The organism is Pseudomonas sp. B21-010 (assembly GCF_024749325.1).
GTDB classification, from domain to species: Bacteria; Pseudomonadota; Gammaproteobacteria; order Pseudomonadales; family Pseudomonadaceae; genus Aquipseudomonas; species Aquipseudomonas kilonensis.
Window position 1 is genome coordinate 6,223,538 of the sequence record NZ_CP087198.1, and the last position, 13,551, is coordinate 6,237,088.

Consider the following 13,551-nt stretch of genomic DNA (forward strand, 5'->3'; position numbering starts at 1 on the left):
TCCTTTGCATTAGAAAACGGCACGGAGTGTTCCCGTAACGCCGCCAGCAAAGCCGCGGCATTGGCGCCACGACAATCCACAACTGTTCGGGCCCCGGCGGCACGCGCCATCTCGGCAACCCTTGGGCTTGGAACAAACAACGGTAACCGCGCCAGGGCCGGCCACGCATCGCCGGCCAGCCGCTGCAGATGCTCGAAGCCCTGCCCACTGCTGACCACCAGTGCGTTCAAGCGTTCCGCTTCGACTTTCGCCGGCAACGCCCCTTCGCCGTAATCGGGCAAGTGGCGGCGGTACAATTCCAGATAATCGACACTAGCACCTTGCTCGCGCAAACGCTCTGCCAGCAAGCCACGCCCGCCCTCGCCCCGCACGATCAACACCTTGGGGTCGGGCCGCGCAACAGCCTGGCGCAAGACCAAGTGTTCCAGCAAGGCTTCGCTGTCATCGCCGTTATCGGGATAAAACACCATGAGGCCGGCATCGACGAGAATCTGTCCGGTGGCCGCGCCCACGCTGAACCATGGTTGGTCTGGAGGCTGGGGCCAGTACTGGCGCAGCAACTCGACGCACAGGCGTGCGGCCGGTTTGCTGACGACGATCACGGCAGAGTATTGGTCCAGCGCCTGGAATATCGCCCGTCCGGCATCGGATAGCGGGACCGGCTCGATATCCAGCAAGGGCAGGCTGCTGCTGTAGACCCCCGCTTCGGCCAGGACAGCCGCCAGCGCCGACGACTCGTCCGCCGGCCGGGTGAGCAGCAGCCGCCAACCCGTCACGTGTGGCCGGCCTCGCCGTAGACCGCCTTGAGAATGTCGGCGGCGCCCTGGCTCAACAGGTCTTCGGCCACCCGCACGCCCAACGCCTCGGCATCGTGGCGCGGCGCCCGGGCTTCGGCGCTGAGCAGCCGGCCACCGTTGGGATCCCCCACCAGGCCGCGCAACCAGACCTGTTCGCCTTCCAGCACGGCGTAACAGGCGATCGGCACTTGGCAACCGCCATTGAGGTGTTTGTTGAGGGCACGTTCGGCGAAGACCCGCGTAGCGGTGTCTTCATGGTGCAGCGGCGCCAGCAAGGCGTGGATGTCGCGGTCGGCGCTGCGGCACTCGATGCCCACCGCCCCTTGTCCACCGGCCGGAAGGCTGTCGTCGACGCTGATGGCCGAGGTGATGCGATCTTCAAAGCCCAGGCGGATCAGGCCGGCGGCGGCGAGAATGATCGCGTCGTACTCACCGGCATCGAGCTTGGCCAGGCGCGTATTGACGTTACCGCGCAGGAAACGGATTTGCAGGTCCGGACGGCGAGTCAGCAACTGTGCCTGGCGACGCAGGCTGGAAGTGCCGACCACGCTCCCGGCAGGCAGTGCTTCAAGACTGGAGAACGTGTTGGAGACGAACGCATCGCGTGGGTCTTCCCGCTCGCAGATGCAGAACAGGCCCAGGCCTTCGGGGAAGTCCATGGGCACGTCTTTCATCGAATGCACGGCGATGTCGGCTTCGTTGTCCAGCAACGCGGTTTCCAGTTCCTTGACGAACAGGCCCTTGCCGCCGATCTTCGACAGCGGCGAATCCAGCAGCTTGTCACCGCGACTGACCATGGGCACCAGGGTCACGATCAGGCCGGGATGGGCCGCTTCCAGGCGGGCTTTGACGTATTCGGCCTGCCAGAGGGCCAAGGCACTTTTACGGGTGGCGATGCGGATCTCGCGAGGGGACATGGATCAATCCGTACTTAAAAGATACGGCAGATAATAACAGCTCAGCCAAAACCGCTTTGATTTGAATCACGACCCCAAGGCCTCCCTGGCCGCCAAATCCTCGAAATGAAACGCATCGAACGCCTTGGACCGCTGCATTAAAGCTGCTGCATCATCTTGCGCACGCCGGCCACGTGCCGTCGGCTGACAATCAGCGCATCGCCATTGAGGCCCTTGAGGAACAGTTGGAAATGCCCAAGGGGGGTGCGCTGCAAACGCTCGATCCGCTCGCGGGCCACAAGGGCGTTGCGATGGATGCGTACGAAACGTTCGCCGAACTCGTCTTCGAGGGCCTTGAGTGGCTCATCCAACAACACCTCGCCACTCTCATGGCGCAAGGTCACGTATTTGTGGTCGGCAATGAAATAGACCACCTGGTTCAACGGGATCAGCTCGATGCCTTTGCGGGTGCGCGCACTGATATGGCTGCGCGGGCCGCTGCCGCTTTCGGCGGCCGGACGGGTCAGCGCTGCCAACTGCACGCGGTTGGGCCGCTCGGCCTTGCGCAAGGCTTCGAGCAACGCCTCGGCCGCCACGGGCTTGACCAGGTAGCCCACGGCGCCGGCCTGCAACACCTCGGGAGGGAAATCGTCCCGGGTGGTACAGAACACCACCGCAGGCGGCGACTCTCGTTCGCACAACTTCGCCGCAACCTGCAGACCGTCCAGGCCAGGCATGCGAATGTCGAGCAGCACGATATCCGGCTTGTGGCTGTCAATAAGGGCCAATGCCTCGTCGCCATTGGTGGCGCTCGGCTCCAGGACACTGTAACCCTCGAGCTCGCCAACCATTCGGCTCAGGCGCTCGCGGGCCAGTGGTTCGTCATCAACGATCAGGACATTCATATTGCGCTGGATTCCTGCGTGAGTCTCGCACAAGGATAGCGTAGACAGGGGAAGTGACATCCGTCACGGCGATCCACGCTAAGACTCGTTCGAGGGCCAAAAAGTGCCGCGAGGCGGTTGCCTATCTTTACCAGCGCTTGCCGACCGATGCCCGAGGCCCGTTGTCGCACGGCGTCGCCGTAGGGATTGTTAACTGTCGATCTGACCAATATGAGCACCCCCTTCTTATCTATATCCGCTGCGCCATGGGTGGAAAAAGCAAAAGTCCTACAGTCCACTGTAGACGGTTGCCACGACGATATTGCTCAATATTGCTCAATCGAAAAATATCGTTGCGGGAAAACCCGGTTGGATCCCAGGCTTGCGTCGAAAAAACCTGCCGACCAGTGCCAGCGCCAGTCCCGGCAACCCTGCTATCATCCGCCGCAGCCTTTAACCGCTACTTTTTCCACAGCCGATCACGAGCGAATTCATGAGCACTGACAAGACCAATCAGTCCTGGGGCGGCCGCTTCAGTGAACCCGTCGACGCCTTCGTCGCCCGCTTCACCGCCTCCGTCAACTTTGACCAGCGCCTGTATCGCCACGACATCATGGGCTCGATCGCCCACGCCACCATGCTGGCCAAGGTCGGCGTGCTGACCGATGCCGAGCGCGACAGCATCATCGACGGCCTGAAGACCATCGAGACTGAAATCGAGGCCGGCCAGTTCGACTGGCGCGTCGACCTTGAAGACGTGCACATGAACATCGAAGCGCGCCTGACCGACCGCATCGGCGTGACGGGCAAGAAACTGCACACCGGCCGCAGCCGCAACGACCAGGTCGCCACCGACATCCGCCTGTGGCTGCGCGATGAAATCGACCTGATCCTGGCCGAAATCACTCGTCTGCAAAAAGGCCTGCTGGAGCAAGCCGAGCGCGAAGCCGAGAGCATCATGCCGGGCTTCACGCACCTGCAAACCGCCCAACCTGTAACGTTTGGGCATCACATGCTGGCCTGGTTCGAAATGCTCAGCCGCGACTACGAGCGCCTGGTGGACTGCCGCAAGCGCACCAACCGCATGCCCCTGGGCAGCGCCGCGCTGGCCGGCACCACGTACCCGATCGACCGTGAATACACCGCGCAGTTGCTGGGCTTCGACGCCGTGGGCGGCAACTCGCTGGATAACGTCTCGGACCGCGATTTCGCCATCGAATTCTGCGCCGCCGCGAGCATCGCGATGATGCACCTGTCGCGTTTCTCCGAAGAGCTGGTGCTGTGGACCAGTGCGCAATTCCAGTTCATTGACCTGCCGGACCGCTTCTGCACCGGCAGTTCGATCATGCCGCAAAAGAAAAACCCCGACGTGCCGGAACTGGTGCGGGGCAAGAGCGGCCGGGTGTTCGGCGCATTGATGGGCCTGCTGACCCTGATGAAAGGCCAGCCGCTGGCCTACAACAAGGACAACCAGGAAGACAAGGAACCGCTGTTCGACGCCGCCGACACCTTGCGCGACTCGCTGCGGGCCTTCGCCGACATGATCCCCGCCATCAAGCCCAAGCACGCGGTGATGCGCGAAGCGGCCCTGCGCGGCTTCTCCACCGCCACGGACCTGGCCGATTACCTGGTGCGCCGTGGCCTGCCGTTCCGCGACTGCCATGAGATCGTCGGCCATGCCGTGAAGTACGGCGTGGACAGCGGCAAGGACCTGGCGGAAATGAGCCTGGACGAACTGCGCCGGTTCAGCGACCAGATCGAACAGGATGTGTTTGCCGTGCTGACCCTCGAAGGCTCGGTCAATGCCCGCGACCACATCGGCGGCACCGCGCCGGCGCAGGTCAAGGCAGCCGTAGTGCGCGGCCAGGCGCTGATCGCCAGCCGCTAAAAGCATCGCGAGCAAGCTCGCTCCCACACCGGATCTCCATGTTCACAGAATATGTGCTCACTGAAGATCCAATGTGGGAGCGAGCTTGCTCGCGATAACTCACTTCAAAACACCAAGAAACTCACTTCTTGGCAGCGATCATCGCCAAAAACGCCGGCATCGCTGCTTCTCTATCCGCCGCAATCCGCTGCACATGCGGATTCTGCTCCAAGCGCTCCATCAGCGCCTTGGCCGCCGGCATGTCTGCCAGCAGGTCGATATCGAACAACTTCCTGCCCACCTGGCAGGCCGGCGAGACGCTGTAGAAGAAATACAGATCGGCAATGGTCAGACTATCGCCCGCCACGTAGGGCGCGAATTTGCCGTGCCGACCGAGCGAGGCGAACCCCTGCCGCAATTCGTCTTTGCTCTTTTCCTTGATGGCATCGGGCACCGTCATGCCGAAAAATGCCTCGGCAAAGCAAGCCCGCGCCGGCAACTCGATGTACAACTCGATCTCCCTGCACAAGGCCAATACCTGGGCCCGCTCGAACGGGTCACTGGGCAGCAGGGCCTTGCCTGGCTGGGTTTGCTCGATGTACTCGAGGATCACGCTGGTTTCGTTGATAAACCCCTGCTCGGTTTTCAACACCGGCACCTTCCCGCGCGGGCTGATGGCCCACGCTTCGGCGGTCTGGTTGGGGTAGAACGGCACTTCTTCGAAGGGCAGGCCCTTCTCCAACAGCGCCAGCTTGACCATGTTGTAATAGTTACTGACAGAGAAACCATAAAGCTCGAGCATTACAAAGCCTCCAGGCCGTGCGGGGTTGGCAGCATTGCGTTATAGACCGTCGGGGTATTTCTTGCCAGGCGCATCACGCCGCTGAATGCAGGTAAACTGGCGACCTTTCTCCCAGGAGCCTGCCATGAGCGAGCCAACCGACATCGACAATGACGAAGAAGAATTCGTCGAGAACACGCTGATCCAGGCCATCGAAAACCAGATCGAAAGTGACAATCCGCCTGCGGCCAAGGCCACTTTCAACAAGTTGACCCTGGTCGGTTACGAGCGCGAAGAAATCCTCAACCTGATGGCCCATGTGCTGGCGGTGGAGATCGATGCGATCCTGGAAGAAGATCGCCCGTTCGATACCCAGTGGTACGAAGCCGCCTTGCGCGCGTTGCCTGAGTTGCCGCCGGAAAAGAACTGAACGGTGCTTGCTCCCGCTCGGCTGCGCCCTGTAGGAGCTGCCGAAGGCTGCGATCTTTTGATCTTGATCTTGATCTTTCACTTGAGACTCAAGCGTCAGGGGAAAGATCGCAGCCTCGTTACACTCGACAGCTCCTACGCAGCTCCTACGGGCCACAAAAAATGCTTTTAGGCAAAAAAGCATGACACTGAGACTGGACAGGCCGGCCGAGTGCGCTCACCTTAGTGTCGCTGTCGACCAATTCCTAGAAAGTCTGGAGTCCTTATGTCGCTTACCCCTGAGCTGGTTGCCGAACTGGAAATCCTCGCACTCTTCAACCTGGACAGTTCCCAGGAAGGCCTGAAAATTCATCAGACCGCTGCCCCTAAAGCGATTGCCGCTGCCCAACGCCTGTTCGAAAAAGAACTGATCACCCAGCCCGACGGTGGTTACCTGACCAGCCTGGGACGGGATGCCGCCCAGAACGTACAAACCGTCCTGACGATACTCAGCGTGCAAGAAGCCGCCTGATCCCCCCTGTCGCCCACGGAAATCTCCTTTACGGGATTTCCGCAGGCGCACGGGTGCCCTGCGTAAAAAACCGGCTTCCGAATTCCGTTTTCAGCTTAAGAATTCCCAAGATCGGGCGCTAAACTGCCATTACCCCCCACGTTCGACGCCGCGAGCCGGTTTGAGCTGACATGACCCGCAATCACGAAATACGCCCCGATCTGGACGAGGGAATCGACCGCAAGGTCTTGAGCCAGTTGCGCGCACGTTTTCTCAAGCTCAACACCGTACGGATGGAGCGCGCCCTCGAAGGCCTGTCGCCGCGCCAGCAAGGCGTGCTGACGTTGTTGCCGCTGTTCTTTCACGTCAACCATCCTCTGCTGCCCGGCTACGTTTCCGGCAGCACGCCTGCCGGGCTGTCGAACTACGAGCCTGACGCCAATATCCTTGCCGAAGCCCAGCGGCTGACCCGTTCGTTTTCCTATAAGCCCCGACACGGCAGCAACCCGCCACGGCCGATCCTTGGCCTGTTCCTGATGGGCAGCCTCGGCACCCTGGCCCAGGCCGACCAGAGCGACATGGACGTTTGGGTGTGCCACGGGCCGGACCTGAGCGACGATGAACTGGCCGAGCTGCGCAAGAAATGCCAGTTGCTGGAGATCTGGGCCGCGACCCAGGGCGCCGAAGCCCACTTTTTCCTGATCGACCCGGCGCGCTTCGTAAGGGGTGACCGGGACAACCAGCTCAGTTCCGACGATTGCGGCACGACCCAGCATTACCTGCTGCTGGACGAGTTCTACCGCACCGCGATCTGGCTGGCCGGGCGCACGCCGATCTGGTGGCTCGTGCCGGTCTATGAAGAAGAGAACTATGAGCAGTACACCCATACGCTGATGTCCAAGCGTTTCATCCGCGCCGATGAAACCCTGGACCTGGGGCACCTGGCCTACATTCCGCCGGGCGAATTCGTCGGTGCCGGGCTCTGGCAGCTGTTCAAAGGTATCGAGTCGCCCTACAAGTCCGTGCTCAAGCTGCTGCTGACCGAGGTCTATGCCAGTGAACACCCGAATGTCCGCTGCCTGAGCCTGCGCTTCAAACAGGCCGTGTTTGCCAATCGCCTGGACCTCGAAGAGCTGGACCCGTACATGCTGGTCTACCGCCGCATCGAGGAATACCTCAATGCCCGCGGCGAATCCGAACGCCTGGAGTTGATCCGCCGCGCGCTGTACCTGAAGGTCAATCGCAAGCTCACCGGCCAGACGCGTAACAGTGGCTGGCAACGGGTACTGCTCGAACGACTGGCCCGGGAATGGGGCTGGGACCAGCGTCAACTGGCGCTGCTGGACAGCCGCAGCCAATGGAAAGTCCGCCAGGTCAGCCACGAGCGACGGGCCCTGGTCAACGAACTCACCCACAGCTACCGCTTCCTGACCCAGTTCGCCCGCACCGAGAAAACCGTCAGCCTGATCAACAAGCGCGATCTCAACGTGCTTGGCCGGCGGTTGTATGCAGCCTTCGAGCGCAAGGCCGACAAGGTCGAGTTCATCAACCCTGGCATCGCGCCGGACCTGGCCGAAGACACCCTGACGCTGGTCCAGTCACCCAACAAGAAAGAACCGGGGCAGAACCAGTGGGCGCTGTACAACGGCAGCCTCAACGCCCTGGAGTGGGAGAACTTCGCGCCGATCAAGCGCTGCCGCGAGCTGCTGGAACTGCTGACCTGGTGCCATCGCAACGGCGTAATCGACAGCAGCACGCGCCTGGCGCTGCACCCAGGCGACAGCGACCTGAGCGAGTTCGAACTGTTCAATCTGCTGGGCAGCCTGCAACAGTCCATTGCCCTGCCCTTGACTACCGTGGATGAAGCACAGTTGCTGCGCGCCAGCGTGCCCAGCGAAGTGTTGATCCTGGTGAACGTCGGCGTCGACCCGCTCAAGCACCACCGTGACCTGAATATCCTGATGACCACCGAACGCACCGACTCCCTGAGCTATGCCGGGGTCCGGGAGAACCTGGTGCTGACCCTCGACCAGGTCACGCTCAACAGTTGGAACGAGGTGCTGGTCAACCGTTTTGACGGCGAACACGCCCTGCTCGACTGCCTGCGCGATTACCTCAACGACCTGCCCGTCACCCAGCACCAGCCACGCTTGCAGGTGCGCTGTTTCTGCCACAACCGCGCCCAATTCATTGCGCGGCGCGTGGAAGAAGTCATCGACACGGCGCAGACCCTGCTGCTGACCAGGCTCAATCACCGCTATCTGCTTCAGGTCCAGCAGCACTATCACGTGCTGGAGCTGGTGCCCGGCCAGGTCAATCACGTGGCGCTGGGCAGCCTGTCGGCGCTGATGGATTACCTGGGCGAGGAACTGACGGCCTACAGCCCCTTGCACCTGGACCCGATGGCCCTGGAGGACCATGACCTGGCGCTGATCCTGCCCATGGGCCAGCCCGAGTGCATCCAGGTGTTCTACCGCGTCGACGAAGACGAGGCCAATCTGTACGTGCTCGACGAGTTCAACGCACTGTGGCAACAACACGTGCCTTATCACGACGAACCAAGCCTGCTGGTGCCGCTGCAACGCTTTTTGCAGTCGGTGCTTTACCGTCGCGATGCCCTGCTGCCGCTGGATGCCGCCCAGCCGCAGACCCTGGAAACCCTGTACTACCAGTTATTGCCCTCAGGCAGCGGCCGGGCGCGACGGATCGAAGCGCGGCAAGCCCCGCAGATGCTGCTCAACAAGCCGTTCTATGACGTGCAGGCGATCATCGGCAAAGCGGCGCACGGGCAGGTGCACGTCACCCTGTACTGCGATCAGCAGGAGTTTTCCGAACTGGAGCATGGCGACCAACTGTTCCGCGTGGTCGCCAGGGAGATCGTCGAACAGCGCCGCGAGGCCCAGCGCTATCGCTGCTACATCACCGACCTGGACCTCTCGGGCCTGGTGGGCGACGGCGCCTGTTCAAGCAATTTATACCTGCGCTACAAGGCCGACCTGGAACGCGCCCTGAACGAGGCACTGAACCAGGTCTGAGACGGGTTCAGAACGCGCAGTCGCCGCCATTGACCGGCTGCGACTCGACCTCCAGCAACGTCAGCTTCAGCGTCTTGCCACCCGGGGCCGGCCAGTCGATGTGCTGGCCGACCTTCAGGCCCAGCAACGCACTGCCCACTGGCGCCAGGATCGAGATCCGGCCTTCGTCGGCGTTCGCGTCCTGTGGATAAACCAGCGTCAGGTGATAGTCCTTGCCGCTGCTTTCTTCGCGACAGTGCACGCGCGAGTTCATGGTCACGACATCGGCAGGCACTTCTTCGTGGCCCACCACGTTCTCGGCGCGATCCAGTTCGGTTTGCAGCGCAATCACGCCCGGCAGCGTTTCATCAAGGCTGTCGATCAGGCGTTCCAGACGCTGTACGTCCAGACGGGTAAGGGTGATGGAAGGTGCGGTCATGATCCTGGCAGACTCCTTTCTTCTGCACAAAAAAAGCAAAACCCCGCCACAAAAAGGCGGGGTTTTCACGGACCTCGATGGATTGAGGCGTAACCGGACACTATCAGTAGGAGCTGACGAGTGCAACGAGGCTGCGATCTTGACCCGGGCAATTGAGCTTCAAGCGAAAACCGCAAAGATCAAGATCAAAAGATCGCAGCCTTCGGCAGCTCCTACAGGAGCCTGCGCTTTAGCGCCTCGGCGCAGATGACCCGCCGACGCTCGTCGTCGGCCGAGCGCCATTCGCGGATATCTTCCACGTGACGCAGACAACCGAGGCAGACCTTCTGTTCATCCAGCTTGCACACGCCGGTACACGGCGACGGTACGGCCGGGCTGACGTTGCTGTAGAGCGGCTTGGGTGGCCGTAGCGGGGCGGTCTGGCTCACGCCGTCACAGGCCTTCGAAATCGAGTTCCACGCCAGCCTGCTGCTTGACGATGCGCTCGAGCATTTCGCCCAACTGCTCTTCGCTCTTGTCGCACATCCAGCGCTCGCTTTCTTCGTCGTAGTCGAAGTGAAAGCCACCGGAGACGGCCGCCAGCCACAATTGCCGCAACGGCTCCTGGCGACTGAAAATCAACTGGCTGCCGTTTTCGAACTTGACGGTGAGTACACCGGCGGAGATTTCCAGGTCAATGTCCAGGCCACTGTCATCGAACACATCCTCCAGCGTTTGCTGGGTCGCATCGACCAGATCGTGGAAACGGGCTTCAGTCAAACTCATTGCGGCAACCTCGAAAATGTCTGCTCATGCTCAAGCGCCGCAAGATACGGACGCTTCCCGGTGATTGCAAAGGATATACCCACTGGCGACCACCAGCGCCGCCGGACGGGCGCCCCGTTGCATAGGCAAGCTGACGGGTGGCCGGTATACTCCGGCGCAATTAAAGCATTTTCAAGGATTTCGCCATGAAGCGCCTGATCTCTTCCCTTGCTGCGCTCGTCGCGGTTGCCTGCCTCGTGACAGCCTGTGGTCAAAAAGGTCCGCTGTACCTGCCTGATGACAGCAAGTCTCCTGAAGAACAGGCCAAGTCGTCGCAGGCCAAATCCCACTCGCACGACACCCACACCACCACTTACTAAGGGAACGCCATGGACGCTTTTAACTACCGTGGCGGGGAGCTGTTCGCGGAAGGGGTTGCCCTGTCCGCGATCGCCAAACGTTTCGGCACGCCGACCTATGTCTATTCCCGCGCCCACATCGAAGCCCAGTACCGGACGTTCGCCGATGCCCTCGAGGGCATGCCGCACCTGGTGTGTTTCGCGGTAAAAGCCAACTCCAACCTGGGCGTGCTCAATGTCCTGGCGCGCCTGGGCGCCGGTTTCGACATCGTCTCCGGTGGCGAGCTCGAACGTGTGCTGGCCGCTGGCGGCAGCGCCGACAAAATCGTGTTCTCCGGCGTCGGCAAGACCCGTGAAGACATGCGCCGCGCCCTGGAAGTTGGCGTGCACTGCTTCAACATCGAGTCCACCGACGAGCTGGAGCGCCTGCAAATCGTCGCCGCCGAGCTGGGCGTCCGCGCGCCGGTCTCCCTGCGCGTGAACCCAGACGTCGACGCTGGCACCCACCCGTACATTTCCACCGGTCTCAAGGAAAACAAGTTCGGCATCGCCATTGCCGACGCCGAAGACGTGTACGTGCGCGCCGCCCAACTGCCGAACCTGGAAGTGCTGGGCGTCGATTGCCACATCGGCTCGCAACTGACCACCCTGGAGCCTTTCATCGATGCCCTCGACCGCCTGCTGGCGCTGGTCGACCGCCTCGGCGACTGCGGCATCTACCTGCGCCATATCGATTTGGGCGGCGGTGTCGGCGTGCGCTATCGCGATGAAGAGCCGCCACTGGTGGCCGACTACATCAAGGCCGTGCGTGAGCGCCTCGACGGGCGTGACCTGGCGCTGATGTTCGAGCCGGGCCGCTACATCGTCGCCAACGCCGGCGTGCTGCTGACCCAGGTCGAGTACCTCAAGCACACCGAGCACAAGGATTTCGCCATCGTCGATGCGGCGATGAACGACCTGATCCGCCCGGCGCTGTACCAGGCGTGGATGGACGTCACCGCCGTGCGTCCTCGCGACACCGCTGCGCGCAGCTACGACATCGTCGGGCCGATCTGCGAAACCGGTGACTTCCTGGCCAAGGGTCGGGAGCTGGCGCTGGAAGAAGGCGACTTGCTGGCCGTGCATTCGGCCGGTGCCTACGGGTTTGTCATGAGTTCCAACTACAACACCCGCGGCCGTTGCGCCGAGGTGCTGGTGGACGGTGATCAGGCATTCGAAGTGCGTCGCCGCGAGACGGTAGCCGAGTTGTTTGCCGGCGAAAGCCTGCTGCCGGAGTAAAACCATGCTGCTGCGTTTTACCAAGATGCACGGCCTGGGCAATGACTTCATGGTCCTCGACCTGGTCAGCCAGCACGCGCACATCCTGCCCAAGCACGCCAAGCAATGGGGGGACCGGCACACCGGTATCGGTTTCGACCAGTTGTTGATCGTCGAGGCACCCAATAACCCGGACGTGGATTTCCGTTATCGGATCTTCAACGCCGACGGTTCGGAAGTGGAGCAATGCGGCAATGGCGCGCGCTGCTTCGCCCGTTTCGTGCTGGACAAGCGCCTGACCGCCAAACGGCAGATCCGCGTCGAGACCAAAAGCGGCATCATCGAACTGGATGTGCGCAGCGACGGCCAGATCGGCGTCAACATGGGCGCTCCGCGCCTGGTACCGGCGGACATCCCCTTCCAGGCACCGGCCCAGGCCTTGAGCTATCAGGTGGACGTCGACGGCAACACGGTGGAACTGGCAGCGGTTTCCATGGGCAACCCCCATGCCGTGCTGCGAGTGGCCGATATCAACAGTGCTCCGGTGCATGAGCTGGGGCCGAAAATCGAGCATCATCCGCGCTTCCCCGCGCGAGTGAACGTCGGTTTCCTGCAAGTCATCGACCGCCACCGCGCACAATTGCGCGTCTGGGAACGCGGTGCCGGGGAAACCCAGGCCTGCGGTACCGGCGCCTGCGCGGCCGCAGTCGCTGCGATCAGCCAGGGGTGGATGGATTCGCCGTTGTTGATCGACCTGCCTGGCGGGCGCCTGTCCATCGAATGGGCAGGCCCTGGCCAACCGGTGATGATGACCGGCCCGGCAGTGCGCGTATACGAAGGACAAGTTCGTCTTTGAGTGAGCCAAACCCATGACCGACCAGCCACAGGTTCCAGCCCCACAGCCCGACGAATCCCCCAGCCTGCCAGAAACCGCAGCAGTGGCGGCTTACCTGGAGGCTCATCCGGACTTCTTCGTCGAGCATGAAGAACTGCTCGCGACGATGCGCATCCCCCACCGGCGCGGCGACACCGTGTCGCTGGTGGAGCATCAGATGAAAATCCTGCGCGAGCGCAACATCGAAATGCGCCATCGTCTTTCGCACCTGATGGACGTGGCCCGGGACAACGACCGACTCTTCGACAAGACCCGTCGGCTGATCCTCGCCCTGATGGACGCCAGCACCCTCGAAGACCTGGTCATGAGCGTCGAAGACAGCCTGCGCCAGGATTTCCAGGTGCCCTTTGTCAGCCTGATCCTGTTCGGCGACAACGCCATGCCGGTGGGCCGCTGGGTGACCCACGCCGAAGCGCAGACGGCCATCGGCGGCCTGCTCACGGAAGACAAAAGCGTCAGCGGCAGCCTGCGCGAGCATGAGCTGGACTTTCTGTTTGGCGAAGAACAACGCAAGCAGATCGGCTCCACCGCCGTCGTCGCCATCGCCCACCAGGGCGTGCACGGTGTGCTGGCCATCGCCAGTCGCGATCCCCAGCACTACAAGAGCTCGGTGGGCACGCTGTTTTTGAGCTACATCGCCGAAGTCACCGGCCGGGTGCTGCCACGGGTCGCTGGTTCGCTGCGCTCGGTACGCTGAGG

14 protein-coding genes and 2 pseudogenes are annotated in these 13,551 nt (G+C 62.0%); 8 read left to right on the forward strand and 8 right to left on the reverse strand.

The features are described 5' to 3' along the window. Positions 1–29: 29 nt before the first annotated feature. The 4 genes and pseudogenes from LOY50_RS27890 to LOY50_RS27905 form a co-directional block, all read right to left on the reverse strand. Positions 30–776: pseudogene (locus LOY50_RS27890) on the reverse strand (uroporphyrinogen-III synthase); the annotation flags it as partial. Continuing rightward, positions 773–1,714: a hydroxymethylbilane synthase gene (hemC, locus tag LOY50_RS27895; RefSeq protein ID WP_253470334.1), complete on the reverse strand. Its 942-nt coding sequence runs from the start codon at positions 1,712–1,714 to the stop codon at positions 773–775. The gene hemC and the pseudogene LOY50_RS27890, both read right to left, overlap by 4 nt. A 137-nt stretch (positions 1,715–1,851) precedes the next feature. Beyond that, positions 1,852–2,598 carry a LytTR family DNA-binding domain-containing protein gene (locus LOY50_RS27900; protein WP_214510084.1) on the reverse strand — a complete coding sequence of 249 codons (747 nt, stop codon included), beginning with the start codon at positions 2,596–2,598 and terminating at the stop codon, positions 1,852–1,854. Next, positions 2,595–2,795 (reverse strand): annotated as a pseudogene (locus tag LOY50_RS27905) (sensor histidine kinase); the annotation flags it as partial. The pseudogene LOY50_RS27905 and the gene LOY50_RS27900, both read right to left, overlap by 4 nt. Before the next feature lie 275 nt (positions 2,796–3,070). Here LOY50_RS27905 and argH point away from each other — a divergent pair. Beyond that, positions 3,071–4,465, forward strand: coding sequence for an argininosuccinate lyase (gene argH, locus LOY50_RS27910; protein WP_253470336.1), 1,395 nt, complete (start codon positions 3,071–3,073; stop codon positions 4,463–4,465). A 121-nt stretch (positions 4,466–4,586) separates the two neighbouring features. On the opposite strand, the gene LOY50_RS27915 is transcribed toward argH, so the two are convergent. Then, positions 4,587–5,246: a glutathione S-transferase family protein gene (locus LOY50_RS27915; protein WP_214510086.1), complete on the reverse strand. Its 660-nt coding sequence runs from the start codon at positions 5,244–5,246 to the stop codon at positions 4,587–4,589. A 124-nt stretch (positions 5,247–5,370) separates the two neighbouring features. Here LOY50_RS27915 and LOY50_RS27920 point away from each other — a divergent pair, with 124 nt between their 5' ends. The 3 genes from LOY50_RS27920 (at position 5,371) to LOY50_RS27930 (ending at position 9,179) form a co-directional block, all read left to right on the forward strand. Then, on the forward strand, positions 5,371–5,655 hold the full coding sequence (locus tag LOY50_RS27920; RefSeq protein ID WP_060740097.1) for a hypothetical protein: 285 nt from the start codon (positions 5,371–5,373) through the stop codon (positions 5,653–5,655). A gap of 264 nt (positions 5,656–5,919) precedes the next feature. Beyond that, the gene (locus tag LOY50_RS27925; RefSeq protein WP_003206789.1) at positions 5,920–6,165 is read left to right on the forward strand and encodes a TIGR02647 family protein; all 246 of its coding nucleotides are present in this window, start codon (positions 5,920–5,922) and stop codon (positions 6,163–6,165) included. A gap of 170 nt (positions 6,166–6,335) precedes the next feature. After that, a complete protein-coding gene (locus tag LOY50_RS27930; protein ID WP_258689781.1) occupies positions 6,336–9,179 on the forward strand; it encodes a class I adenylate cyclase in 2,844 nt (947 codons plus the stop codon). A 7-nt stretch (positions 9,180–9,186) separates the two neighbouring features. Here LOY50_RS27930 and rnk read toward each other — a convergent pair whose 3' ends face one another. The 3 genes from rnk to cyaY form a co-directional block, all read right to left on the reverse strand. Continuing rightward, on the reverse strand, positions 9,187–9,597 hold the full coding sequence (rnk, locus tag LOY50_RS27935) for a nucleoside diphosphate kinase regulator (protein WP_014340819.1): 411 nt from the start codon (positions 9,595–9,597) through the stop codon (positions 9,187–9,189). Between the two features lie 212 nt (positions 9,598–9,809). After that, positions 9,810–10,025, reverse strand: a complete 216-nt coding sequence (locus LOY50_RS27940; protein WP_253470343.1) for a DUF1289 domain-containing protein — start codon at positions 10,023–10,025, stop codon at positions 9,810–9,812. A gap of 4 nt (positions 10,026–10,029) precedes the next feature. Beyond that, positions 10,030–10,362, reverse strand: a complete 333-nt coding sequence (cyaY, locus tag LOY50_RS27945) for an iron donor protein CyaY (RefSeq protein WP_072343055.1) — start codon at positions 10,360–10,362, stop codon at positions 10,030–10,032. Positions 10,363–10,547: 185 nt separating this feature from the next. On the opposite strand from cyaY, the gene lptM reads away from it, so the two are divergent. From lptM to LOY50_RS27965, 4 genes are read left to right on the forward strand one after another with little or no spacing between them, the layout of a single operon-like run. Beyond that, positions 10,548–10,721 (forward strand): LPS translocon maturation chaperone LptM, encoded by a 174-nt coding sequence (gene lptM, locus LOY50_RS27950; RefSeq protein WP_013694543.1) that lies wholly within the window; start codon positions 10,548–10,550, stop codon positions 10,719–10,721. A 9-nt stretch (positions 10,722–10,730) separates the two neighbouring features. After that, the gene (gene lysA / locus LOY50_RS27955) at positions 10,731–11,978 is read left to right on the forward strand and encodes a diaminopimelate decarboxylase (protein WP_258689812.1); all 1,248 of its coding nucleotides are present in this window, start codon (positions 10,731–10,733) and stop codon (positions 11,976–11,978) included. A gap of 4 nt (positions 11,979–11,982) precedes the next feature. After that, complete coding sequence (gene dapF, locus LOY50_RS27960; RefSeq protein ID WP_258689820.1) at positions 11,983–12,813, forward strand: diaminopimelate epimerase; 831 nt, start codon at positions 11,983–11,985, stop codon at positions 12,811–12,813. A 13-nt stretch (positions 12,814–12,826) separates the two neighbouring features. Then, positions 12,827–13,549 (forward strand): DUF484 family protein, encoded by a 723-nt coding sequence (locus LOY50_RS27965; RefSeq protein WP_003206807.1) that lies wholly within the window; start codon positions 12,827–12,829, stop codon positions 13,547–13,549. Positions 13,550–13,551: the final 2 nt, after the last annotated feature.

What these genes read in the sequence shown, in the direction of transcription:
- rnk (WP_014340819.1), bottom strand. Translation starts at nt 9,597, where the DNA reads ATGACCGCACCTTCCATCACCCTTACCCGTCTGGACGTACAGCGTCTG.
- hemC (WP_253470334.1), bottom strand. Translation starts at nt 1,714, where the DNA reads ATGTCCCCTCGCGAGATCCGCATCGCCACCCGTAAAAGTGCCTTGGCC.
- LOY50_RS27930 (WP_258689781.1), top strand. Translation starts at nt 6,336, where the DNA reads ATGACCCGCAATCACGAAATACGCCCCGATCTGGACGAGGGAATCGAC.
- LOY50_RS27915 (WP_214510086.1), bottom strand. Translation starts at nt 5,246, where the DNA reads ATGCTCGAGCTTTATGGTTTCTCTGTCAGTAACTATTACAACATGGTC.
- dapF (WP_258689820.1), top strand. Translation starts at nt 11,983, where the DNA reads ATGCTGCTGCGTTTTACCAAGATGCACGGCCTGGGCAATGACTTCATG.
- cyaY (WP_072343055.1), bottom strand. Translation starts at nt 10,362, where the DNA reads ATGAGTTTGACTGAAGCCCGTTTCCACGATCTGGTCGATGCGACCCAG.
- LOY50_RS27900 (WP_214510084.1), bottom strand. Translation starts at nt 2,598, where the DNA reads ATGAATGTCCTGATCGTTGATGACGAACCACTGGCCCGCGAGCGCCTG.
- LOY50_RS27965 (WP_003206807.1), top strand. Translation starts at nt 12,827, where the DNA reads ATGACCGACCAGCCACAGGTTCCAGCCCCACAGCCCGACGAATCCCCC.
- LOY50_RS27920 (WP_060740097.1), top strand. Translation starts at nt 5,371, where the DNA reads ATGAGCGAGCCAACCGACATCGACAATGACGAAGAAGAATTCGTCGAG.
- lysA (WP_258689812.1), top strand. Translation starts at nt 10,731, where the DNA reads ATGGACGCTTTTAACTACCGTGGCGGGGAGCTGTTCGCGGAAGGGGTT.
- LOY50_RS27925 (WP_003206789.1), top strand. Translation starts at nt 5,920, where the DNA reads ATGTCGCTTACCCCTGAGCTGGTTGCCGAACTGGAAATCCTCGCACTC.
- argH (WP_253470336.1), top strand. Translation starts at nt 3,071, where the DNA reads ATGAGCACTGACAAGACCAATCAGTCCTGGGGCGGCCGCTTCAGTGAA.
- lptM (WP_013694543.1), top strand. Translation starts at nt 10,548, where the DNA reads ATGAAGCGCCTGATCTCTTCCCTTGCTGCGCTCGTCGCGGTTGCCTGC.